This is a genomic window from Flavobacterium plantiphilum (assembly GCF_046000495.1).
GTDB lineage: Bacteria > Bacteroidota > Bacteroidia > Flavobacteriales > Flavobacteriaceae > Flavobacterium > Flavobacterium plantiphilum.
In genome coordinates, this window is sequence record NZ_JBELQA010000002.1 from 555,266 (window position 1) to 578,416 (window position 23,151).

Genomic DNA, 23,151 nt, shown 5'->3' on the forward strand with positions numbered 1-23,151 from the left:
CTTAGCAGATAAAGAGCTAATTAACTCAGCCTAAAATGGATAAAGTAAAAGCTAAAAAACACCTCGGACAGCATTTCTTAAAAGATGAAAGTATTGCAAAGAATATTGCAGATACTTTGAGTTTGGAAGGTTATGAGGATGTATTGGAAATAGGACCGGGAATGGGTGTTCTGACTAAATATATGCTGGACAAAGCGGTCAATACCTATGTGATTGAAATTGATACGGAATCAGTGACTTATCTGGAAGCCAATTATCCAAAATTACACGGAAAAATCATTTCTCAGGATTTTTTGAAATACAATATCAACGAAGTTTTTGAAAACAAGCAATTTGCTATCATTGGAAATTTTCCGTACAACATTTCGACTCAAATTGTATTTAGAGTTTTAGAATTGAGAGATCAGATTCCGGAATTTTCGGGCATGTTCCAAAAAGAAGTCGCAGAACGCATATGCGAGAAAAAAGGAAGCAAGGCTTACGGAATTTTATCTGTTTTAGCTCAGGCATTTTATGATACCGAATATTTGTTTACAGTAGATGAAAATGTTTTCAATCCGCCGCCAAAAGTAAAATCGGGTGTGATGCGTATGCGCAGAAAAGAAGATTACAGCTTGCCTTGTAGTGTGAAATTATTTTTTACAGTGGTAAAAACGGCCTTTCAGCAGCGTCGTAAAACTTTACGTAACAGTTTAAAAACACTCAGTTTATCGGATAATTTAAGAGAAGATAGTATCTTTGACCTTCGTCCGGAGCAGCTGGATGTCACACAGTTTATCGAACTTACTCAAAAAATAGAAGCCGATGGAGTTTAAAATCAGCAAGGAATTAATACAGGAAGTAAAAGAACTTATTGAGGCAAAAAACGACCATAAATTGGAAGTAATCCTCAATGATATCCACCATGCTGATATTGCTGAAATTCTGGACGAACTTGATTTTGATGATGCTACCTATATTTTTAAAGTTTTAGATAGTGATAAAACAGCAGAAATTCTTCTGGAATTAGAAGATGATTTGCGGGAAAATATATTAAGCAGGCTTTCGCCTAAAGAAATTGCAGAAGAGTTAGATGAACTGGAAACTAATGATGCTGCCGATATTATTGCTGAACTTTCGCAGGAAATTAAAGCAGAAGTAATCTCTGAATTACAAGACGTTGAACACGCTAAGGACATTGTAGACTTACTTCGTTATAAGGAAGATACTGCGGGTGGAATCATGCACAAAGAATTGGTTAAAGTCAATGAAAACTGGAACGTACTAACCTGTGTCAAAGAAATGCGTATTCAGGCCGAGAATATCTCCCGTGTACATTCCATTTATGTAGTGGATGATGAAGACCGTTTAAAAGGACGCTTGTCGTTAAAAGACTTACTGACTACTTCTACCAAAACTGCTATTAGCGACGTGTACATTCGAAAACTCAATTATGTAAATGTGGATGCAGAAGATGTTGAGGTCGCCCGTATCATGCAAAAATACGATTTAGAGGCTATTCCTGTAGTAGATGAACTGGGACGCTTAGTGGGGAGAATTACCATAGATGACATTGTGGATGTAATCAAGGACGAAGCCGATCAGGATTACCAGCTGGCAGCAGGTATTTCGCAGGACGTTGAAGCCGATGACAGCATCATGGAATTAACTAAGGCGCGTTTGCCGTGGTTAGTTTTAGCATTATTAGGGGGCTTTATAACCGTGCGAGTTTTGGGATTATTTGAAGGCGCGATGTTAGAACATGGTAATCTGTTCTTTTTTACACCACTAATTGCAGCGATGGCTGGAAATGTGGGCGTACAATCTTCAGCAATTATTGTACAGGGTCTGGCTAATGATACTTTAAGCGGTTCGTTATTCAACCGATTGGTGAAAGAAGTTTCGCTGAGTCTATTAAATGGGATTATCCTTGCCAGTATTTTATTCGTTGGGAGTCATTTTTTTCTGAACGTAGAAATGGTGATAGGTCTTATTGTGACTATTGCTTTGGTTTCAGTAATTGTAATAGCTTCCTTAATCGGGACATTTATCCCTTTGTTATTGGATAAATTCGGGATTGATCCGGCTCTTGCAACGGGACCGTTTATTACAACGAGTAACGATATCTGCGGAATCTTAATTTATTTTTCGATTGCCAGAATGATTTTAGGTTTTTAAAAAATTAGAAGATAATAAAATAAAGAATATATGAATATACATATTATAGGAGGGGGGAATTTAGGAGCTGCTATTGCCTTAGGAATGGCTAAATTCTCCACGGAACATCAGATTACTGTGACAAGAAGAAACACTGCGAGTATTCTCTATTTGGAAAAATTAGGCGTTACCGTTTCTTCGGATAATAAACATAACATACAGCAGGCCGATATTATTATTCTGACTATTAAACCATATCAGGTAGATACGGTTTTAGCTGAAATTCTTCCTGTTATTTCAAATAAAATAATTGCTTCGGGAGTAAGCGGATTATCTATTGAAGCACTTCAGAGTAAAATTAGCGAAGACCATCAGGCCATTCGCATTATGCCCAACATTGCAGCGCAATACGGCGCATCAGCAACTTGTATTTCTTTTAATGAAAAACATGCAGAGCAAGGAGAAAAATTAGTAACTATTTTCAAAGATTTAGGAACAGCTCCGGTAATTGACGAGAAATTAATGGATGCTGCTACGGTTTTAGCTGCCAGCGGAACTGCTTTTGCTTTGCGATACATCCGAGCGTCTATGCAGGCAGGAATCGAAATAGGATTTGACTGGAAAACGGCATTGGCTATTTCGGCTCAAACAGTAAAAGGAGCTGCCGAAATGGTTATGGAAGAACAAATTCATCCAGAACAATTAATCGACAGAGTGACTACACCACAGGGTTGTACCATTGCAGGATTGAGCGAAATGGAATCGCACGGATTCAGTTCGTCATTAATCCGAGGAATTAAGGCAGCAGTTAAGAAAATTAAGGGAGTTTAAATTCTTTCTTTAAAAAATACAAAAAGGGCTTCTCAGTGATTTGAGAAGCCCTTTTTTAACATAACTAAAAGTAAAATTATTTTTTCTTTTTCAAAGCCATATCATTATCATCGAGATCCTGACCAAAATCAGGCATACCGTCTTTAGTCCATTTTATTACTCTGGCACGGGTGTGACGGTTTGGGTCTGACAAGGCGTCTCCTTTAATTTTTTCATAATCACGGGCATGGTAAATCATCACATCGGTTTTTCCGTCTTCTGCTACAGTAAAACTATTGTGTCCCGGACCGTAGCGTTTGAATTTTTCATTCGTAAAGAAAACCGGTTTGTCCAGTTTGTTCCACGATTTTGGATCCAGTAAATCAGCATCTTCTTTTGCCCAAAGCAAACCTATGCAATAAGTCGCGTCAGTAGCACTAGCTGAAAAAGTTAAAAATACTTTTCCGTTTCTGATTAATACAGCCGGTCCCTCATTTACTTTGTAAGTGTGCATTTCCCAATCATAATCTGGTTGGCTGATTACCACTTGTTTTTCATCTACAGTTGTTGGACTGGTCATTTTAGCAATATACAGACTGGTATTTACCACATTTCCGGGACCTCTGTCTACCCAAATAAGGTAACGCTGCCCGTTATGCTCAAAAGTAGTAGCATCTAAAGCAAAGACATCTTTATTTGTTACAATCTGACCTTCTTCTTTCCATTCACCTTTTGTTGGGTCTTCAGAAGGATTTGACAAAGCATAGATGCGAATTTTCCATTTTTCTTCCGCTGATCCTGCTGCAAAATAAATGTACCATTTTCCATCAATCCGATGCAGTTCAGGTGCCCAAATGTGATTTCCCATAACGCCTTTATTGTGTTTACGCCACACAACAATGGGCTTTGCTTCTTTAATTCCGTTAATTGTTTTTGAACTTCTAATTTCAATGCGATCATATTCCGGTGCTGTTGCGATAAAATAGTAAGTACCGTCAGTTGTTTTAGTTACAAATGGATCTGCCCTTTGCAATGCTAATGGATTGTCAAATTGGTTCTTTTTTAGCTTTTGCGAATGTACGGTCATTCCCAGGAGGATCAGACAGCCTAACACGAAGCGACGGATGAGGTTTGTGATAATATTCATTATTTTTATAATTGGTTTTGTTAAATGTAAAAAACACATTTGTTTACAAATATATAAATATTTAAGATTTCTTATAGGTTTTATAGAATTACTTCATTGGTTATACGGTATACGATATTTGTAAATAAAATAATATAAAGGATTGATTATCATGTATTTTGTCTATGAAATTTGCTTTACGTCGAATATTAGTGCCGTTATTTTTAAATTTATAAAAATAGCTGTAATTTTATAGAAAACATACCCCGGCTATCCTGACTTTTCTTGTTAATGATTTAATTTTTAACTGTTTAAAAAATATATTATTATGAAAAAGTTATTCAACATGTTTTATGACAAGATTTCCAGATTTTTATTTGGAGATGAAAAAGTAATCAGATATTAAGAAAGTAATCCGTAAAAGAACAGCGTATGTAAAAAACTACTTTTAGGTTTGATTAATTCAACACAAGACCATTTCTAAGTTTATTTAAATTTAGAAATGGTTTTTTGTTATTTTTGAAGACTCAATTTAAAACTATTATGAGTATCAAAATTCTCCACATAGACAGTAATAATCCTATTTTAATGCAGCAATTGCAGGAATTAGGTTTTGAAAATCATGAAGATTTTATTTCGTCTAAAGAAGTTATCGAATCAAAAATTCAGGATTATCATGGGATTGTCATCCGGAGCCGGTTTAAGATAGATAAACACTTCCTTGACAAAGCTACAAAGCTGCAATTTATAGCAAGGGTAGGTGCCGGTTTAGAAAGTATTGATTGTGAATATGCTTCTGCTAAAAATATTCAGTTAATCGCCGCTCCTGAAGGAAACAGAAATGCGGTTGCCGAACATACTCTGGGAATGATTTTGTCGCTTTTTAATAATCTGAACCGGGCTGACAGAGAAATTCGTTCCGGGCATTGGAACAGAGAAAGCAATCGTGGTCATGAACTGGACGGAAAAACGGTGGGAATTATTGGTTACGGCAATATGGGCAAATGGTTTGCTAAAAAATTAAGAGGTTTTGATGTTGAGGTACTTTGTTATGATATCAAAGAAAATGTTGGTGATGCTCATGCAAAACAGGTCTCATTAGCTGAATTACAACAAAAAACCGATGTTTTGAGTTTGCATCTTCCGTGGACTCCAGAAACAGATAAAATGGTCAACTCAGACTATATTAATGCTTTTACAAAACCATTTTGGATTTTTAATACTTCGAGAGGGAAAAATATTGTAACAGCCGATTTAGTTACCGCTTTACAGTCCGGAAAAATTTTAGGCGCAGGATTAGATGTCTTAGAATATGAAAAACTTTCATTTGAAACTTTATTTCAGGATAAAACTACACCGGAAGCTTTTCAGTATTTATTAGAAGCGGATAATGTATTGTTGTCGCCTCATGTAGCGGGCTGGACCTTTGAAAGCCATGAAGGTTTAGCGCAGGTAATTGTGGATAAGATTAAAAAGTTATATTTTAAATAATCGGCAGTACTATTTTTCTGTAAAATTCATATATTAGTAGCCTAAATCCTAAAGTAGGATTAACTAACTGTAAATATTATTAATTATGATTGAATGGTACAAAAAAGTAGTTTTTGAAAATTATGCAAATTTTAGTGGCAGAGCCAGAAGAAGTGAATACTGGTATTTCATATTGGCTAATGTAATTATTGGTACAATATTAAGTGTATTAGACAATGTTTTAGGTTTTAAGTTAGGGAGTTCTAATTCTGGAGTTTTGGGTAGTTTATATAATCTGGCTGTGTTTGTACCGGGTTTAGCTGTCTCTGTAAGAAGGCTTCATGATATTGGTAAAAGCGGCAAGCTGTTATTGCTTTTTTATGGAATAATTTTCATTTCAGTTATAGTGATGGTAGTTTCCGGATTTTCGGTATTTATGTCAGGAAATTTTTCTATGAGCTCTCTTGGAGTTGCTTTTTTTGCTCCACTTTTAGTTGTATTGGCAATGTCTATATGGATGTTAGTTTTATATTGCACTGAAGGAGATCAGGGACCGAATAAATATGGATCTGATCCTAAAAATGATGCTGCTGAAATTAATGAAATAGGCACTTCTCAATTATAGTTAATTTTTTTAAAATTTTAAATAAAAAGTCTCGTCTTGATTATAAAATTCAGATTGAGGCTTTTTTTATATCTTCATTTCGATATAATTTCCTAATTTTATAGGATGATAATCAATTAAATGGATGATTATGGAAAATTCAAAATACGAACATTGGAACCATCCGCAACCCTATCCGGAAGATAATAAAAAATTAGCCGCCGGTCTGTTAGCGATACTTTTGGGTCCTTTTGGAATTCATAAATTTTTATTGGGGTATACCAAGCAAGGAATTATTTGGCTTTTTTTAAGCCTGATTACTTTTGGCACTCTGACCGGATTATTAGGGCTTATAGAAGGAATTATTTATTTGACTAAATCCGATGAAGAATTTTACAGAACCTATCAGCTGGGGCGAAAACCCTGGTTTTAAAATAACAAAAAAGTCTCTGCAATCAGAGACTTTTTTGTTATATAGGATATTCTCCTTTTTCATTAAATTTTCGTTCCAGTTCGGCCTGGAATTCTTCCATAACGGGTTTCATAGTGCTTTCGGGAATATCGGCAATTCTAATGTACATTAAACCGTCTACAGCGTTATTGAATAAAGGATCTACGTTAAAAGCTACCACTTTGGCATTTTGCTTAATATATTTTTTTATCAATACCGGCAAACGTAATATACCGGGCTCCAGTTCATCAATAATTTTGTCAAACTTATTCAAATCAGCTTCCGTTTCATTGAATATGAAATCCTTGTCGGCATCCTTTAGTTTTACTTTATATGCTTTTTTTGGATGAATGTATTGTGCGATATAAGGATCATAATAATTAGATTTCATGAATTCAATCATCAGGGATTTTGAAAAATCCGAAAACTGATTACTGATGCTCACGCCTCCTAAAAGGTATTTATGTTCCGGAAAACGCAATGTAGTATGAATGATTCCTTTCCAGAGCAGAAATAACGGCATTGGTTTTTGCTGGTATTCTTTAATGATAAACGCACGTCCCATTTCAATGGATTGGTGCATCATTTCGTGCAATTCAGGTTCAAATCGGAAAAGTTCATTCAGGTAAAAACCTTCAATACCGTTTTTAGGATAAATTTCTGAACCCAATCCCATTCTGTAGGCACCGGCAATTCTTTTAGCCTCTTCATCCCATAAGAATAAATGGTGGTAATATTGGTCAAATTTGTCCAAATCAATTGATTCATTTGTTCCTTCTCCCACTTCCCTAAAAGTAATTTCACGTAAACGTCCTATTTCATGTAGAATACTTGGAATCTTGTTTGCCCCAGCAAAGAAAACTTCATAGTTTTTGCTTTGTAACAATCGGCAATCAGTATCCCTTAATGCTTTTACTTCCGAAATGATTTTTTCCTCATTTGCAGGAGTTGCAATTTCTTTAGGATTTCTGGAAATTTTTAAATTAGAAGGTGTCAGTAACTTGCTTTCTTTTTCAAAAGGATTAGCAAGCATATAGGTTTTTTTTCTTAAAAATTCGGAGTACGATTCAATGCTTTCGTATTCATTTTGCTCAGCCACAGAAATAGGTTTACCAATTCTCACTTTAATCACGCGGTTCTTCTGGCTAAAAAGTTCCGAAGGCAATTTAGCAGTTCGTAATGTGCCGCTTATTTTAGACAGAATATAAAAAAGACGGCTGTTTTTAGCATGAAAATAAATAGGCACTACAGGAACCTGCGCTTTTCTGATAACTTTTATGGCGCCTTCTTCCCAGGGTTTGTCTACAATAAGCTGTCCGTCTTTATAACTGGAAACTTCTCCGGCAGGAAACATTCCAAGAGGTTTTCCATCACTTAAATGACGTAGGGTTTCTTTAATTCCTAAAACACTTGATTTGGCATCCTTATGATTTTCAAAAGGATTTACAGGCATAATATATTGTTTCAAAGGATTTATGCGATGCAAAAGAAAATTAGCGATAATTTTGAAATTAGGTTCTTTCTCTAACATTAATTTCAATAGCAGGATACCGTCAATTCCTCCTAATGGATGATTTGAAATAGTAATATAAGCACCGTCTTTAGGCAATCGTTTAAAGTCTTCTTCGGGAATTTCAAATTTAATTTGTAAATCATCAACAATTCCATTTAAAAAGTCAATTTCTTTTAAATGATTGTTGCGATTGTATACTTTATTGAGTGTAGAAATCTTAAGCACTTTCATTAATAACCAACCGGAAAAAGTCCCTAAGACCCCGTATTTCTCAACATTAATTGCTTTAGCAACTTCTTTGGCGGTAACTAAACCCATTTATTTTTTTATTTTTTGAGCGAAAAACAAAGATAGAAAAAAACTCCATTATCCGGCTATGGGCTTTCCCGGATTTTAAAGTTTTTATGTGAGGAGCTTTTTATTTTTAGTATTTTTGAAAACCTAAAAACAAATTAAATGAGAATTGTATCGTATAATGTGAATGGAATCCGTTCAGCAATTTCAAAAGGATTTATCAATTGGTTAGAACAGTCAAAACCTGATGTGGTTTGTCTTCAGGAAATTAAAGCTACACCGGATCAATTGCCGTTGCTGGATTTTGAATTAGCGGGTTATCCGTATCATTACTGGTTTCCGGCAACTAAAAAAGGTTATAGCGGAGTTGCTATTTTGTCCAAAATAAAACCTAACAATGTGGTTTATGGCACGGGGATTGAGCATATGGATTTCGAAGGACGAACGGTTCGTGCAGATTTTGATGATTTTTCGGTGATGAGTCTCTACCTGCCATCAGGCACTAATATTGAAAGACTGAGTCATAAATTCATGTTTATGGATGATTTTCAAAATTATATAACTAATTTAAAGAACGAGATTCCCAATCTTATTATTTGTGGGGATTATAATATTTGTCATGAAGCAATTGATATTCATGATCCTGTCAGAAATGCTAAAGTTTCAGGTTTCCTTCCCGAAGAACGTGCCTGGCTTGATGCTTTTATGAAAAACGGATTTGTTGACAGTTTTCGTCATTTGAATAAAGAACCGGGACATTATTCCTGGTGGACTGTAAGGGTAAAAACTGCAAGAGCGGATAATAAAGGCTGGAGAATTGATTATTGTTTGGTGAGCGAGCCATTAAAAGACAGAATTAAAAAAGCACTGATTTTACCCGAAGCAAAACATTCTGATCATTGTCCTATTCTTGTAGATATTGAATAAATTAATAGCAATTACAATAATTATTGCAATTGCAATGTAAAAAGAACAATAATTTGATTCAAATAAAATTAAATAAAATGATAAAAAAAATTTCCTTAGGCTTATTAGTTTTAGCACTTTCGACTTCTTGTGTTTCAAAGAAAATATATACTGATTTAGAGAATAAGTATACAGATTTGAAGAAAGAAAACAGAAGCCTGTCAGATGAAAACGAAAGTCTTTTAAAAGCTAAAAATCAATTAGAGTCTGATAAAGATGCTTTAGAAAAGAATTTGGAAAAACTAAAATCAGAGCGAGATAAACTAGCTGTTGATCAAAAAGCACTGAATGAAAAAATAGACCGTTTACAGGATTCCTATAATGCTTTAGAAAAAAACAGTAACGAGGCCTTGCAGGCTAATATGAAAAAAAATCGTGATTTATTAGCTGAATTAGAAGCAAAGGAGAAAGCATTAGCTGTAGAGCAGGAGCGACTGAATAAAAACGCGCAACGTTTAAAAGAACTGGAAGACAAGATTGCTGCTAAGGAAGCAACAATGCGAAAATTAAAAGAAACCCTGTCAAATGCTTTAAACGGATTTGAAGGTAAAGGACTGACCGTGGAGCAAAAAAACGGCAAAGTTTATGTGTCTATGGAGAACAAACTACTTTTCAATTCCGGAAGCTGGTCAGTGGGTACGGAAGGTAAAAAAGCAGTAGTGGAATTAGGAAAAGTTCTGGCTGATAATCCTGATATTGCTGTTCTTATTGAAGGACATACTGATAATGATCCTTATGGAGGTTCAGGTCCTATTGCTGATAACTGGGATTTATCGACTAAAAGGGCTACTGCAATTGTTGCTATTTTAAGCGAAAACAGAGCGATAAATAAAAAGAATCTGACTGCTGCCGGAAGAGGAGAATTTTCTCCATTAGCCACTAATGATACGGCAGAAGGAAAAGCGAAGAATCGTAGAATCGAAATTATCCTAACGCCACGATTAGACGAAATAGCCGAAATGTTAAACGAAATTGATTAAATTTTTCTCATAATCGAAAGTCGTAAAGTTATAAAGTAGTCAGCTTTATAGCTTTACGGCTTTTGGTTTATAATTTTAGACTTTATGAAATACACTGTTTTGCCCGATACGGATATAAAAGTGAGTAAAATATGCTTGGGTACCATGACTTTTGGACAACAAAATACCGAAGCTGATGGTCATGCCCAAATGGATTATGCTGTTGCAAATGGAGTAAACTTCTTTGACACTGCCGAAATGTATTCTGTTCCTGCACGGGAAGAAACCTATGGAAGTACCGAAAAAATCCTTGGAACCTGGTTTAAAAAATCAGGTAAGAGAGAAGAAATTGTTTTAGCTTCAAAAATTGCCGGACCCAATCCTAATTTTAGCTACATGCGTGAGAAAAACGATTTCTCGCCAGCGAGTTTAAATTATGCTTTGGATAAAAGCCTGCAACGCTTACAGACAGATTATATTGATTTGTACCAATTGCACTGGCCGGAACGAAAAACCAATTTTTTTGGAAAAAGAGGATTTGTTGCAGAGAATGATGCCTGGGAAGATAATATTCGTCTGGTTTTAGAAACTCTGGATGGATTTGTCAAAGAAGGGAAAATTAAACACATTGGGCTTTCTAATGAAACTCCGTGGGGAATTATGCGTTTTCTCGAAGAAAGCAAGTATCACAATTTACCTAAAATTAAAACGGTTCAAAATCCGTATTCTTTATTAAATCGTCAGTTTGAAGTAGGTTCTGCCGAAATTTGTATCAGAGAAAACATTGGTTTGTTTGCTTATTCACCAATGGCTTTTGGTACTTTGTCAGGTAAATTTTTAGCTGGTGAAAATCATCCCAATGCCCGAATTAAATTGTTTCCGCAATTTTCAAGATATAGCAGTGCCCAAAGCACGGAAGCGACAAAACAATATGTTGCAATTGCCGAAAAACATGGTTTGTCAGCAGCTCAAATGGCTTTGGCTTTTGTAAACCAACAAGCTTTTGTAACCAGTAATATTATTGGAGCAACCACTTTGGAACAGTTAAAAGAAAACATTGCTTCTATTGATTTAGTTCTTTCGGAAGAAATTATCAACGAAATCAATGCGGTGCATGCTGTTATTCCTGATCCTGCACCTTAAATTTTTTCTCTGACCACGAAGAAGACAAAGATTTACGCAAAGAGAAATTAAGTTATTATTTACCGCAGGTTCGCAGATTACAATTTATAATCTGCGAACCTGCGGTTTATTTTTTTAAAAATAATCCTAATATGATTCTTAAAAATTTGTTTCGAAAATCCTTAATAAACTTTGTGACTTCTCTGCGGACTTCAGGGTTAAATTTTAAGACTCAAATTCATCACTTACTTTCAAAGAATCAAGCACTGTAGTATCTTTTTCTTTTATACGAAGTAATGATTTTGCCGGACCGGTTAGAATAGTTTGTTCCTTTTTAAAAATGGTGTCTTCAACGGTAAGCAATCCTCGCCGAATCATCAGATTTGTTAAAAAAGAAACTTGATTTATAGCCGATTCTCTTAAATTTCCTTCGTCATTAAACTGATACATAAATTTTTTCGGACTTGGGATAATCCGTGCCAGAAAAAGACATTCGTTGAAAGTCAAATCGGCAGGGATTTTCTGGAAATAAAACTGACTGGCTTCGCCAATTCCGTAGATGTTTGGTCCCCATTCGATAATATTAAAATACACTTCCAGCATGCGTTCTTTACTCACAATTCGATTGTTTTCTAAGATGTAAACCAATAGAATTTCTTCCAGTTTTCGGGATAAAGTTTTTTCTCTCGTTAAAAAAACATTTTTAATTAGCTGCATGCTGATGGTACTGGCACCACGGGAAAATTTCTTTGTTTTGATGTTTTTTATAATCGACTGCTTGAAAGCTTCATTGATAAAACCGCGATGCGAAAAGAACGAAGGATCTTCGGTAGTTAAAACACATTTTTGTAAATAAGGAGAGATTTGCTCCAAAGGTGTAAAATAAGGATTCGCCATTCCTACAAGCACCGGACGTTGCAATATATTATTGATGATAGCGCGATACATGAATTCGCCGTTTAATTTATTCAGATTCGCTTCACCGTAACGCGTAATTTTTAAGTTTTCTTTTTTTATATCGCTGTTAAAAACTAAATCATTGGGTTTGTTTTTATTGTATTCAAAATCCAGATTATATGAAAAACTCCCTTCAGCTTCCATGCCTTCAAAATGCGTAAACAAACCGTCCGGAAGTGAACTGATAAAATCCTGGGCTTTCATCTTTGGAATATTCACTTTGAGTTTGTAAATGGTGTCTTCCTCGGTTTTGTAAGCTAAATATGGGTGAAATTTCACTTTGTTAAACTGCACGGTTGAACTGCTGTCAACAGAAACAAAATCAGAACCTAAAAGCAGGCGATAATCAAAACGTGCATTTTTAATCAACACATCTTTTCGGGCAATTTTAGCATGATTAATTTTTAAATTAGCAATCGAAGTAAAGCCGTCAATATGAAGCTCGCCTCCACTTTTATCAATATTTTCGATGTTTAATCGAATAGAATCAAAACTGGAAATAAGATTGTAGCGTTCATCAAAATAAGGAACCTTAATGGCTCCGGTATCGATGTTGAAGAAGCGGAGATCGGCTTTTTGATTTCTGGGGTCAGCAAAACCTTTTATTTTCCAGCGTTGGCCAAAAGTATTTGTTTTTACATGAATCGACGTTTCCAGTTCTTTGTTTGATAGTGCTAATTTTTTGATGTCGATGGTTGCTTTTTTTCCGTTATCGTCAAGTTTGAATTTCAAATTTTCGACTTCCATATCAGTCGGAATTAAATTCAGTACTTTTGAAATAATACGATAAGTAAAAGAAGCATAATCTTTCTTGTTTGTACTGTTTTCTTCGTTTTTATTTCTTTTTAAAAAAGTAGCAAAATTTTTGATTTTTCCTTTTTGAGTAAGTTGGATGTAGCCATTTTTGACTTCTAAAGTTCCTAATTGTACATCGCCCAGCAGCGAACGCCAGATGTTGACAGAAGTTCTCATTTTTTGAATATGGAACAAAGTGTCGGCATTTTTTGGGACTAAAATAATATCTGTAAGATTGATTCCGGAAAGTCCTTCAAAATGGGCGTTTTTGACTAAAAATTCACTGTTATAATCGCTTTTTATTTTCTTAGTTGTTTTTGCAATAGCTTGTTGCAAAAGTGTTTCTCTAAAAATGAAAATTCCAATAACTGCAATTAGAATAACAGCAATAAGTATTTTCAGAGTTAAAAATATTTTTTGTTTTTGGGTTTTCATCAATGGAAGCGCATTTTGGCGATGAGCTAAAATAATAACTTTTTTTATTCCATTGATATTCTTTATCTAAAGTTTAATAAAGTCTGAGTGAATGAAGAAGTTTGATGCCTTTAAAAGTTTATCTAGTGTTTTGTAAGAAGTTTTTTTGTTGTGTTTGAGAAATGTGTTCAGATTAGTATAAATTGCAGTTCATTATGCTTAATTGCAGTTTGTCGGAAAAATGTTTTTTCAAATGGCTTGGTTTCCTTCATTTGCTAAATAATTAAACCAAGCCACAAATTATGAAAAAACTAATCGCATTAATTCTCATTTTGTTAGTTACAAGTTCTATTCTTGTTTCTAAAAATGATACCTCTTTGAATATAAATATAGCAAACGATAAGAGTGAAAAACCCAATCAATACAATAAAAACTGGGAATATGTAAAAGATCGATTGTTTGACGGTGAAACCGAAAAAGTATATAAGCGTGAAGGGCCAATACTTATATCGCTAAAATATGCTTCAAAACAAGATAGTTTAATTGTAAATGAAATTATTCGGGAATTACGAACGGTTATTCCAAATAAAACTGTTGATTACTTTGATAATTTTACCGGTGTATCTTTTGACATTGCTTTACGTAATGGTTATAACGAAAAATACAAGGGAATCTCTTTATGGGATTTGTCAAGATCAACAACTGAGTTGGGTTTTTATAAAAGTTCAGGAGTAGACAATAGACTTGAATCTGAAAAACATATATTGTACCTTATGCTTCCTAAGGTAGATTCTGAAAGAAATATAGATTATCGATTACCGAATGAAATTGGGAAGATAACAAGAGGAATTTTTGATTCGAAATCTGAAAATTATTATTCGCCGATTTCTATTTTATTTGATATTAATAAAGAGATAACTTATAATGAAAGGAAAACATATATTCAATATGAATTATTAAGGTCGCTTTGTTATATTCAAGATGCTAATTTTATTCCTGTTACTTATGGAAAAGGGAATGTGAATAGTATTTTTAAGTCTACTCGACACAATCCGGAAAATTCAAAATTTACAGATAGTGATAAATTTTTATTGAAAAAACTATATTCGGATGATTTTATAGAGCAATTTAAAGATTATATGTATGCCAATTATCCTTGGCGTTATGCCAGTAGTTTCACCAGTAAAAAAGCACACGAATTTAAGGTTTGGGGTGTTATTATTGTTGTAGGTGTTGTTGTTGTTGTTTTAATGTTCAGCTTTTTTCAAAACAGAAAATCCAAGTATAATTATCTTAATTACTTATTTCCAATTTTCATTATATTAATGTCTTTTATAAGTTTTAGTAATTTTCATAATTTGATGACGGATTTTAAAATTGTTATTAATTGGTGGAATGCACTTTTCTCGCTATTAATGACTCCGATTTTATTTGCTCCGTTAATTTCCTTTGTATTATGGGGATTAGAAAAAATTAGTTTTAAAAATAATGAAAATTTTACCTATCAATTGTTGTTGAAAGTAATTTTCACATTTGTTTCTTTTATATCACCACTTACTTTAATTTTTTTAGAATCAGATAGAAAAGGATTTCTTGAATTTATTTTGCCTTATGTTTTTTTTTCAGCTGGATTGGCAATTGGTAGAGGACTATTGTTGTATTTAAATCATTTCTCAGTATCGTTGGTTAAGGAAAAAGATATAGAATTGAGTCGTTTGAGAGAAGCCAAGTCTGAAGCTGAGGTCAAAGTATTGCAATCGCAAATTAATCCGCATTTCTTGTATAATGCTTTAAATTCAATTGCCAGTTTAGCACATACCGATGCTGATAAAACGGAGAAAATGGCGTTATCCTTATCGGATTTATTTCGACACAGTATTAATCGAAAAGGTAAAAAAGTAAACACCTTAGGGGATGAGTTAAGTTTGGTTCAAAATTATTTAGAAATTGAACAAATCCGTTTTGGTGACCGTTTGGATTTTTCTATCGATGTCGATGCTGATTTATTGAATGTTGAGATACCGATGTTTATTTTACAGCCTTTGGTTGAAAATGCCATTAAACACGGAATTTCTAAAATTGAAGGACAAGGCCAAATTATCTTGAAAGTAAGTGAAAAAGGCGAAGGGATTTTGATTTCCATTCAGGATAACGGTCCTGATTTTCCGGAAGGATTAGTTAGTGGTCACGGATTGCAAACCGTTTATGATTTGTTACGATTTACTTATGGTGACAAAGCGGAAATGAGTTGGCACAACGAACCTCAAAAAGAAATCAACATTCAAATAAATAATATGATTTAATGAAAAATCAAGCTTATACCACCTTAATTATAGATGACGAACCGCCGGCAAGAGCCCGTTTGCAAAAATTACTGGAACATTTTCCGGAAACTTTTCGGGTATTGGATGAAGCTAAAAATGGAATAGAAGCTGTTGAAAAAATCAATCAATTACAGCCTGATGTTATCTTTCTGGATATTGAAATGCCCGGATTGAACGGTTTTGAATTATTGGAGCGTTTGGATAAAATACCCATTGTGATTTTCTGTACGGCATTCGACCAGTATTCTTTGAAAGCTTTTGAAACTAATAGCATTGATTATTTATTAAAACCGCTACGATTGGAACGTTTGCAACAAACAGTAGAAAAACTGAGTCGTTTTAAAAACAATCTTTCTTCGGCAACTATTAGGTCAGTTTTAAAGGAATTTTACAGTCAGAAAGAAGAAAAAAAGATGACTTCAATAACAGTTAAAAAAGGAGATAAGCTCCTATTTATAAAACTGGATGAGGTCACTCATTTTGAAGCCGATGAAAAATACGTGACGGTTTATACCAATAAAGAAAATCATTTGATTGAGCAATCGCTATCTCAATTAGAATTGAAATTACCACAAGAATTTATACGAGTACATCGTGCTGTGATTCTAAATAAGAATCTGGTGCTGGATGTTCAAAAGTACTTTAATAGCCGTTTTGTGATTACGTTGAATAACAATAGAAAAACGAGAATCACTTCTGGAAGAAGCTATAATTTACAGATTAAAAATTGGATGGGAATTTAATCAATCCTGACAGGTTTCAAAAACCTGTCAGGGTTTGGTAATAAAGATTTATCCAAAAAGCATACTTGCTACATCTTCAATTTTAGCGACTAATTCAATTTTAATTCCGGTATTTTTCAAGGCGATTTTATTGTATTTGGATACAAAAATAGTAGAGAAACCTAATTTTTCGGCTTCCTGAATGCGTTGGTCCACGCGGTTTACAGGACGAATTTCGCCTGAAAGACCTACTTCGCCGGCAAAACAAAAACCTTTGTCTACGGCTATATCTTCATTCGATGATAAAATAGCGGCAACAACGGCTAAATCAATCGCAGGATCATCTACCGAAATTCCGCCGGTGATGTTCAGGAAAACGTCTTTGGCGCCAAGCCTGAAACCGGCTCTTTTTTCTAAAACGGCCAAAATCATATTCAGTCTTTTAGCATTGTAACCCGTTGTGCTGCGTTGTGGTGTTCCATAAACAGCCGTACTCACTAAGGATTGAATTTCAATCATCAACGGGCGCATGCCTTCGAGAGTGGTGGCAATGGCAGTTCCGGATAATTCTTCGTCTTTATGCGAAATTAATATTTCGGACGGATTGGAAACTTCACGCAATCCGCTGCCTAACATTTCGTAAATACCAATTTCAGCGGTAGAACCAAATCGGTTTTTTAAGGAACGCAGAATTCGATACACATGATTTCGGTCACCTTCAAATTGCAATACGGTATCGACCATGTGTTCTAATATTTTGGGCCCGGCAATGTTTCCATCTTTGGTAATATGTCCAATCAGAATCACGGGGATATTGGTTTCTTTGGCAAATTTGATTAACTCAGCAGTGGTTTCTCTAATTTGAGAAATGCTTCCTGCGGTCGATTCGATATAATCTGTATGCAGCGTTTGAATCGAATCGATAATTACGATTTCGGGTTCAATGGCTTCAATTTGTTTGAAGATGTTTTGGGTTTTGGTTTCGGTCAGAATATAGCAATTATCACTACTTGGTGTAATCCTTTCGGCGCGCATTTTTATTTGCTTCTGACTTTCCTCGCCCGAAACATATAGGGTTTTGTAAGGTAATTTTAATGAAATTTGGAGTAAAAGCGTACTTTTTCCAATTCCGGGTTCACCTCCTAAAAGCGTTAAGGAACCTGGAACGATTCCGCCACCAAGGACACGATTCAATTCGGCATCTGTAGTGTTCATCCGGATTTCTTCCGTCGAATCTATTTCGGTTATTTTTAAAGGTTTGGGTGCTCTGCTATTTGGAGTTGGTTCGCTTTTCCAGGCTACTTTGTCTTGTTTCTGAATAATTTCTTCGGCAATGGTATTCCATTCTTTGCAGGCGTTGCATTGGCCTTGCCATTTAGCATAAGATGTTCCGCAGTTTTGGCAGAAAAAAGAGGTTTTAACTTTTGACATTATCTTTTAACAGTTAGGCTTTTCATATCATCGTACTTGTTGTACATCATATCTTTGGTCAAATCACCAATTTCTTCCAGTTGAGAAGCACGTTGGTATTTGCTGGCGGCTTTTTTGGCATCGCCTGTTTTTTCATACATTAATCCCAATTCGTAATCAGCAAGCATGGTTTTTGGGTAGTTTTTATTGGCTAATTGGGCTAGTTTCTCTAATTCATCATACGCTTTGTTTTTTAAAATAGCGGCTTCAATAGCTTTGAAATCATTAATCCGGATAGGGATGTTTAATCCCAGTTTTTCAGTAGTATTGTCATATTTTTTAGTCAGATAATCTACATAACCCGATGGTAATACCACTATTTTCTCTGAAAATTCAGTAGAAGAAATAGGTTTGTAGCTGTCGAAAATTTGGTACAAAGCATTTGGAATCGAATATAAAACTAAAGAATAATGGGATGCATTCCTAAAATTATCAAATTTATAATTAACTAAGGGATTTGTTATTGATTTTAAACTGTTATCTAATGATGCTACAGGTTCACGTAATTGTTTGATATCGCCATCGGCTGAGGATTGGTAGTAGAAAACAGGTTTTTTTGTATTGGTTAAACTCGTTGTTATTTGGTTTTCCATACCCGGAGCAAGTTCCGGACTTAATGAAATATAGGCATTAAAAAAGGGATTTTCTTTATACAGAAAGAAGTTTAAAAAACCCGCAGTGGTGTCATGTCCTGCTATAATTCTGAAAGGAGCAACACGGTATTTTTTTTCGATAAATGGCATCAGTTCTTCGCCGATAAAATTATAAAAAGCGGCAGATCTTTGTGTTGGCATTCCTTCGGTTTCATCAAAAGTACAATCGTCCATGCGGCTATTTTTTTGATTGATTCCTATAATTATAGTTTCCGGTAAATCATCCCAATATTCACCGTATTTTAAAGCGCCCTGAAAAGAATCGAATAAATATTGTCCGTCTAATAACAAGAGTACGGGATATCTTTTACCTGGGCTCGTTTCATAGGAAGGAGGTAAGCTAACAATGATTTCTCTGGTTGTTCCCAGCTTATCGGATTTGATTAATTCTGTTTTTTGAGCAAATAATGAAAGGGAAAATAAAAATAAAAGTAGAAGTTGTTTCATAATTTGGGCTTTTAGAATTCGATTTTAAATATACTACTTTTACTCAAAGTAAATGGATGTAAAAAAAAGAAGCGCTTCTTTTTTAGAGAAACGCTTCGGATATTTAATGTTTAGGTGTTTTTTTAGGTTAATGAATTGTCTTTTTCATTTGGGAAAATAATCCATGGCTGGAAAGTTTTGGCTTCTTCAAAGTCCAGAGTTGCGTAAGAAATAATAATGATAATATCATCTCTTTGTACCTTTCTTGCTGCAGGACCGTTAAGTGTGATTTCGCCGGAATTTCTTTTTCCTTTTATGGCATAAGTGTCAAAACGTTCTCCATTGTTGATGTTAACAATAGAAACTTTCTCTCCTTCAATAATATTTGAAGCTTCTAATAAGGTTTCATCGATGGTGATGCTGCCAATATAATTTAAATCGGCACCTGTTACTTTTACCCGATGTATTTTTGATTTTAAGACTTGAATTTGCATGGCACAAAAGTAAATTATTTTAGTGAAATGGTATCAATCAATCGAATATTATTAACAAATACGGCGATAAATGCACGATAATTTTTATCTTTTGTTTTTTCGTCGCAAGGAATAAGTGTTTCCTCATCAGCGATTTCAAAATACTCTAAGTCAAAATTTGTGTTGGTGTCAAAAACATCTTTTACCCATTGTTTCACGGATTTGCAATCCTGTGCTTTGAATTTTTCTTTAGCTTGGAGTAAAGTTTGATAGATGATTGCTGCCTGCTCTTTTTCAGAAGCGGATAAGCGTTCGTTTCGGGAACTCATGGCTAAACCATTAGCTTCTCGGTGGATTTCGCAGCCAATAATATTTACGTTTAAATGATTTTTAAGAACCATTTTTTTTACGATTTGCAATTGCTGGAAATCTTTTTTGCCAAAATAAGCATTGTTTGGAGAGACAATTTCAAACAGACGTTTTACAATAGTTCCTACTCCGTTAAAATGCCCAGGTCTGAATTTGCCTTCCATTTGGTTTTCTAAACCGTCAAAATCAAAATTTTGTGATATTACTTTTCCTTCATAAATATCATCTACGGTAGGCGCATAGACAATTATATTGGCATTTAATTGGAAAATTTTTTGAGTATCTTCTTCTAAGGTTCTGGGGTATTTTTCTAAATCTTCAGCATTGTTGAACTGGGTAGGATTAACAAAAATACTTACGACAGTATTGTTGTTTTCTGCCAGTGATTGTTGCATCAGCGAGAGATGTCCCTGGTGTAAAGCACCCATTGTAGGAACAAAACCAATAGTGGAATTTTGAGTTTTAACTGAATTTAAAAATTCGGCTAAAGCAGCTTTTCCATAGAAAATAGGCATGATGATTTTATTAAAATTGAGTGCAAACATAATATATTAGTTAATAACTGCATAAAATTTCGTAATTTTGCGTGGTTTTTATTACCAACTTAACTAACTAAATTACAATATGAAAGATAAGAGGATATTATATGTATCATCTGAAGTGGTGCCCTATCTGGCTGAAAATGAGGTTTCTTTAATGTCTTATGATGTTCCAAAGATGGTTAATGATCAAGGGGGGCAGATTAGGATTTTTATGCCAAGATATGGAAATATTAATGAAAGAAGACACCAATTGCATGAAGTAATTAGATTATCCGGAATGAATTTGGTAGTAAATGATTTAGATATGCCTTTGATTATTAAGGTAGCATCAATTCCAAAAGAGAGAATTCAGGTTTATTTTATTGATAATGATGAGTATTTTAAAAGAAAAGCCACTTTTGCTGATGAAGACGGGGTTATGTATCCTGATAATGATGAGCGCGCTATATTTTTTGCAAAAGGAGTTGTTGAAACAGTAAAAAAATTAAACTGGGTTCCTGATATTATTCATGTTCATGGCTGGATGGCAGCAATGTTGCCTGTTTATATGAAACATTTTTATAAAAATGAAGCTTTATTTTCAGATACTAAAATAGTTACTTCAGTTTATGGACAGTCGTTCGATGGTACTTTAGATGTTGAAATGATTAATAAAGTGAAACTTGACGGTGTGCCTCAGGAAGAAGTTGAGATGCTTGCAACACCTGATTATGAGAATATTATTAAGGCAACGGTAATGCATTCGGACGCTGTAATTGTGGCTTCCCCAAATGTTAGTCCAAGTTTAACAAAATTTATTGAAACTTCGGGAAAACCTTTTTTACCTTTCGTCCCTAAAGATGCTTTCGCAGAAGCGTATAGCAATTTTTATAAAGAAATGCTTTAACCTTACTTTTTTAATATGCATAATAATTCTTTTTTTAAGAAAATTCTAATAGTAATAACGGTTGTTTTTTTTGTATCCTGTGATAAAGATTTTAATTCCATCGGTGATGATTTAGTAGGAAATGATCATTTTGGTTTGGAAAGAAAGTCTTTTAATGTGCTTGCATACAATCAAAAAATTAATGCAGTACAATCCAGTAATCTACCTGTAAATGCTTTAGGTGTTTATGAAGATGCTGTTTTTGGAACTACAACAGCCAGTTTTGTAACTCAGCTTACTTTAGCTTCTGTGAATCCGGTTATTGGGAATAACGTTGAGGTTGACAGTGTGATTTTGTCTGTTCCTTATTTTAACACTCCGCTGCCTAACCCGGATTTAGAATCAGGAGAGAACCTTTATAGATTAGATTCTCTTTATGGAAACAAAGACCTGGGCAAAATTAAGCTCAGTATTTATGAAAACGGATATTTTATGAGGGATTTAGATCCTGAAACCGGTTTTTTAGAAACACAAAGATATTATACAAATCAGATATCTGATTTTGAGACACTCAAAGGATCTGTTGCATTGAATGATGCTGCCGATGTTTCTCAAAACACCGCTTTTTTCTTTAATCCTAAAGCTGTCAGAGAAACTACAACAACTAATGGTGAAGCAGCAACAACTCAATCTGTTCCGGCTATGCGACTGGCTTTAAATAAAAGCTATTTTAAAACAAAAATTATTGATGCTGCCGCTTCAGGCAAATTGGTAACTAATGATGTTTTTAAAAATTATTTCAGAGGTTTGTATTTTAAAGTAGAAAAATCAGGTTCTAATCCGGGAGTTTTGTCTATGATGAATTTTAGAGCGGGTACGGTTACTATATATTATAAAGAAGATTCTTCAACGGATAATACGGTTAAAGTTTCTAAATCAATTCTGCTTAATCTTACGGGAAATACCGTTAATTTGCTTTCTAATGATGTAACAAATGCGACTGATTATACAAATGCAGCTACTAATTCTGATACTGCAGCCGGTGATGAAAAGTTGTATGTAAAAGGAGGAGAAGGTTCAATGGCTGTATTGGATCTTTTTGATCAAACGGATAACCTCAGTTATGATGCTAATGGGAATGTACAAGGACCTAACGGAGTTTATGATGAATTAGACGAATTAAGACGTAAAGATCCGGTAACCGGAAAGAGAGTGTTGATAAATGAAGCTAATTTGGTTTTTCATATGGATCATACCGCAATGGGAGCAAATAAGATTCCGGGCAGGATTTATCTATATGATTTAACTAATAATACGACGATTGTAGACTACCTCTTTGATGGAACAACAGGAACAAATAGTAAAAACGGATTATTGATATATGGAGGTCTTTTGAATACAACTAATACTGATGATAAAACGTATAAATTCAGAATTACCAATCATATCAGAAATCTGATTCAGAACTCTGATTCTACGAATGTTAAATTGGGAGTGGTAATTACTGAGGATATTAATAATAGTGCAATGAATAAGTTGCGATTGCCATTACAGCCGGGAACCACTTTGACTAAAGTGCCTCAGGCTTCGGTAATGAGTCCTTTAGGGGTAGTGCTTCATGGAAGTAAATCTTCTGTACCGGCAGATAAAAAATTAAAATTAGAGATTTATTACACAAAACCGAATTAAT

20 protein-coding genes are annotated in these 23,151 nt (G+C 34.4%); 13 read left to right on the forward strand and 7 right to left on the reverse strand.

Annotation, left to right across the window (positions count from 1 at the left end; genetic code table 11):
• The first annotated feature begins 35 nt into the window (after positions 1-35).
• From rsmA to proC, 3 genes are read left to right on the forward strand one after another with little or no spacing between them, the layout of a single operon-like run.
• Positions 36-815: a 16S rRNA (adenine(1518)-N(6)/adenine(1519)-N(6))-dimethyltransferase RsmA gene (rsmA, locus tag ABS764_RS05095; protein WP_408080632.1), complete on the forward strand. Its 780-nt coding sequence runs from the start codon at positions 36-38 to the stop codon at positions 813-815.
• Positions 805-2,157 carry a magnesium transporter gene (gene mgtE / locus ABS764_RS05100; protein ID WP_408080634.1) on the forward strand — a complete coding sequence of 451 codons (1,353 nt, stop codon included), beginning with the start codon at positions 805-807 and terminating at the stop codon, positions 2,155-2,157. Before rsmA ends, mgtE begins: the two co-directional genes overlap by 11 nt.
• Positions 2,158-2,187: 30 nt before the next feature.
• Positions 2,188-2,967: a pyrroline-5-carboxylate reductase gene (proC, locus tag ABS764_RS05105; protein ID WP_408080636.1), complete on the forward strand. Its 780-nt coding sequence runs from the start codon at positions 2,188-2,190 to the stop codon at positions 2,965-2,967.
• 76 nt (positions 2,968-3,043) lie between these two features.
• On the opposite strand, the gene ABS764_RS05110 is transcribed toward proC, so the two are convergent.
• Positions 3,044-4,093 carry a glycoside hydrolase family 43 protein gene (locus tag ABS764_RS05110; protein WP_408080638.1) on the reverse strand — a complete coding sequence of 350 codons (1,050 nt, stop codon included), beginning with the start codon at positions 4,091-4,093 and terminating at the stop codon, positions 3,044-3,046.
• A 522-nt stretch (positions 4,094-4,615) separates the two neighbouring features.
• On the opposite strand from ABS764_RS05110, the gene ABS764_RS05115 reads away from it, so the two are divergent.
• The 3 genes from ABS764_RS05115 to ABS764_RS05125 all read left to right on the forward strand — a co-directional run bounded on the left by ABS764_RS05115 (position 4,616) and on the right by ABS764_RS05125 (position 6,579).
• Positions 4,616-5,563, forward strand: a complete 948-nt coding sequence (locus ABS764_RS05115) for a 2-hydroxyacid dehydrogenase (protein WP_408080640.1) — start codon at positions 4,616-4,618, stop codon at positions 5,561-5,563.
• An 85-nt stretch (positions 5,564-5,648) separates the two neighbouring features.
• Complete coding sequence (locus ABS764_RS05120; RefSeq protein WP_408080642.1) at positions 5,649-6,167, forward strand: DUF805 domain-containing protein; 519 nt, start codon at positions 5,649-5,651, stop codon at positions 6,165-6,167.
• Between the two features lie 130 nt (positions 6,168-6,297).
• Positions 6,298-6,579, forward strand: coding sequence for a TM2 domain-containing protein (locus ABS764_RS05125; protein WP_408080644.1), 282 nt, complete (start codon positions 6,298-6,300; stop codon positions 6,577-6,579).
• 37 nt (positions 6,580-6,616) lie between these two features.
• Here the strand turns inward: ABS764_RS05125 and ABS764_RS05130 are convergent, their stop codons facing one another.
• Positions 6,617-8,428 carry a GNAT family N-acyltransferase gene (locus tag ABS764_RS05130; protein WP_408080646.1) on the reverse strand — a complete coding sequence of 604 codons (1,812 nt, stop codon included), beginning with the start codon at positions 8,426-8,428 and terminating at the stop codon, positions 6,617-6,619.
• Positions 8,429-8,566: 138 nt separating this feature from the next.
• Here ABS764_RS05130 and ABS764_RS05135 point away from each other — a divergent pair, with 138 nt between their 5' ends.
• From ABS764_RS05135 to ABS764_RS05145, 3 genes are all read left to right on the forward strand, one after another.
• Positions 8,567-9,331, forward strand: coding sequence for an exodeoxyribonuclease III (locus ABS764_RS05135; protein WP_408080648.1), 765 nt, complete (start codon positions 8,567-8,569; stop codon positions 9,329-9,331).
• Positions 9,332-9,408: 77 nt separating this feature from the next.
• Positions 9,409-10,350: an OmpA family protein gene (locus ABS764_RS05140; protein WP_408080650.1), complete on the forward strand. Its 942-nt coding sequence runs from the start codon at positions 9,409-9,411 to the stop codon at positions 10,348-10,350.
• Positions 10,351-10,434: 84 nt separating this feature from the next.
• A complete protein-coding gene (locus ABS764_RS05145) occupies positions 10,435-11,472 on the forward strand; it encodes an NADP(H)-dependent aldo-keto reductase (RefSeq protein WP_408080652.1) in 1,038 nt (345 codons plus the stop codon).
• Between the two features lie 204 nt (positions 11,473-11,676).
• Here ABS764_RS05145 and ABS764_RS05150 read toward each other — a convergent pair whose 3' ends face one another.
• A complete protein-coding gene (locus ABS764_RS05150) occupies positions 11,677-13,638 on the reverse strand; it encodes a transglycosylase domain-containing protein (protein WP_408080654.1) in 1,962 nt (653 codons plus the stop codon).
• 281 nt (positions 13,639-13,919) lie between these two features.
• Here ABS764_RS05150 and ABS764_RS05155 point away from each other — a divergent pair, with 281 nt between their 5' ends.
• Together ABS764_RS05155 and ABS764_RS05160 are read left to right on the forward strand one after the other, a co-directional pair.
• On the forward strand, positions 13,920-15,920 hold the full coding sequence (locus ABS764_RS05155) for a sensor histidine kinase (RefSeq protein ID WP_408080656.1): 2,001 nt from the start codon (positions 13,920-13,922) through the stop codon (positions 15,918-15,920).
• Positions 15,920-16,684, forward strand: a complete 765-nt coding sequence (locus ABS764_RS05160) for a LytR/AlgR family response regulator transcription factor (protein WP_408080658.1) — start codon at positions 15,920-15,922, stop codon at positions 16,682-16,684. The genes ABS764_RS05155 and ABS764_RS05160 overlap by 1 nt, the downstream gene beginning before the upstream one ends.
• 48 nt (positions 16,685-16,732) lie before the next feature.
• Here the strand turns inward: ABS764_RS05160 and radA are convergent, their stop codons facing one another.
• The 4 genes from radA to panC all read right to left on the reverse strand — a co-directional run bounded on the left by radA (position 16,733) and on the right by panC (position 20,599).
• Positions 16,733-18,094 (reverse strand): DNA repair protein RadA, encoded by a 1,362-nt coding sequence (gene radA, locus ABS764_RS05165; protein WP_408080660.1) that lies wholly within the window; start codon positions 18,092-18,094, stop codon positions 16,733-16,735.
• Positions 18,094-19,233: an alpha/beta hydrolase gene (locus ABS764_RS05170; protein WP_408080662.1), complete on the reverse strand. Its 1,140-nt coding sequence runs from the start codon at positions 19,231-19,233 to the stop codon at positions 18,094-18,096. Before ABS764_RS05170 ends, radA begins: the two co-directional genes overlap by 1 nt.
• Before the next feature lie 122 nt (positions 19,234-19,355).
• Positions 19,356-19,706: an aspartate 1-decarboxylase gene (panD, locus tag ABS764_RS05175; protein WP_408080664.1), complete on the reverse strand. Its 351-nt coding sequence runs from the start codon at positions 19,704-19,706 to the stop codon at positions 19,356-19,358.
• Positions 19,707-19,720: 14 nt separating this feature from the next.
• The gene (panC, locus tag ABS764_RS05180) at positions 19,721-20,599 is read right to left on the reverse strand and encodes a pantoate--beta-alanine ligase (protein ID WP_408080666.1); all 879 of its coding nucleotides are present in this window, start codon (positions 20,597-20,599) and stop codon (positions 19,721-19,723) included.
• 79 nt (positions 20,600-20,678) lie between these two features.
• On the opposite strand from panC, the gene ABS764_RS05185 reads away from it, so the two are divergent.
• Positions 20,679-21,482 carry a glycogen/starch synthase gene (locus ABS764_RS05185; RefSeq protein ID WP_408080668.1) on the forward strand — a complete coding sequence of 268 codons (804 nt, stop codon included), beginning with the start codon at positions 20,679-20,681 and terminating at the stop codon, positions 21,480-21,482.
• 15 nt (positions 21,483-21,497) lie between these two features.
• Positions 21,498-23,150, forward strand: a complete 1,653-nt coding sequence (locus ABS764_RS05190) for a DUF4270 domain-containing protein (RefSeq protein WP_408080670.1) — start codon at positions 21,498-21,500, stop codon at positions 23,148-23,150.
• The last annotated feature ends 1 nt before the right edge of the window (position 23,151 follow it).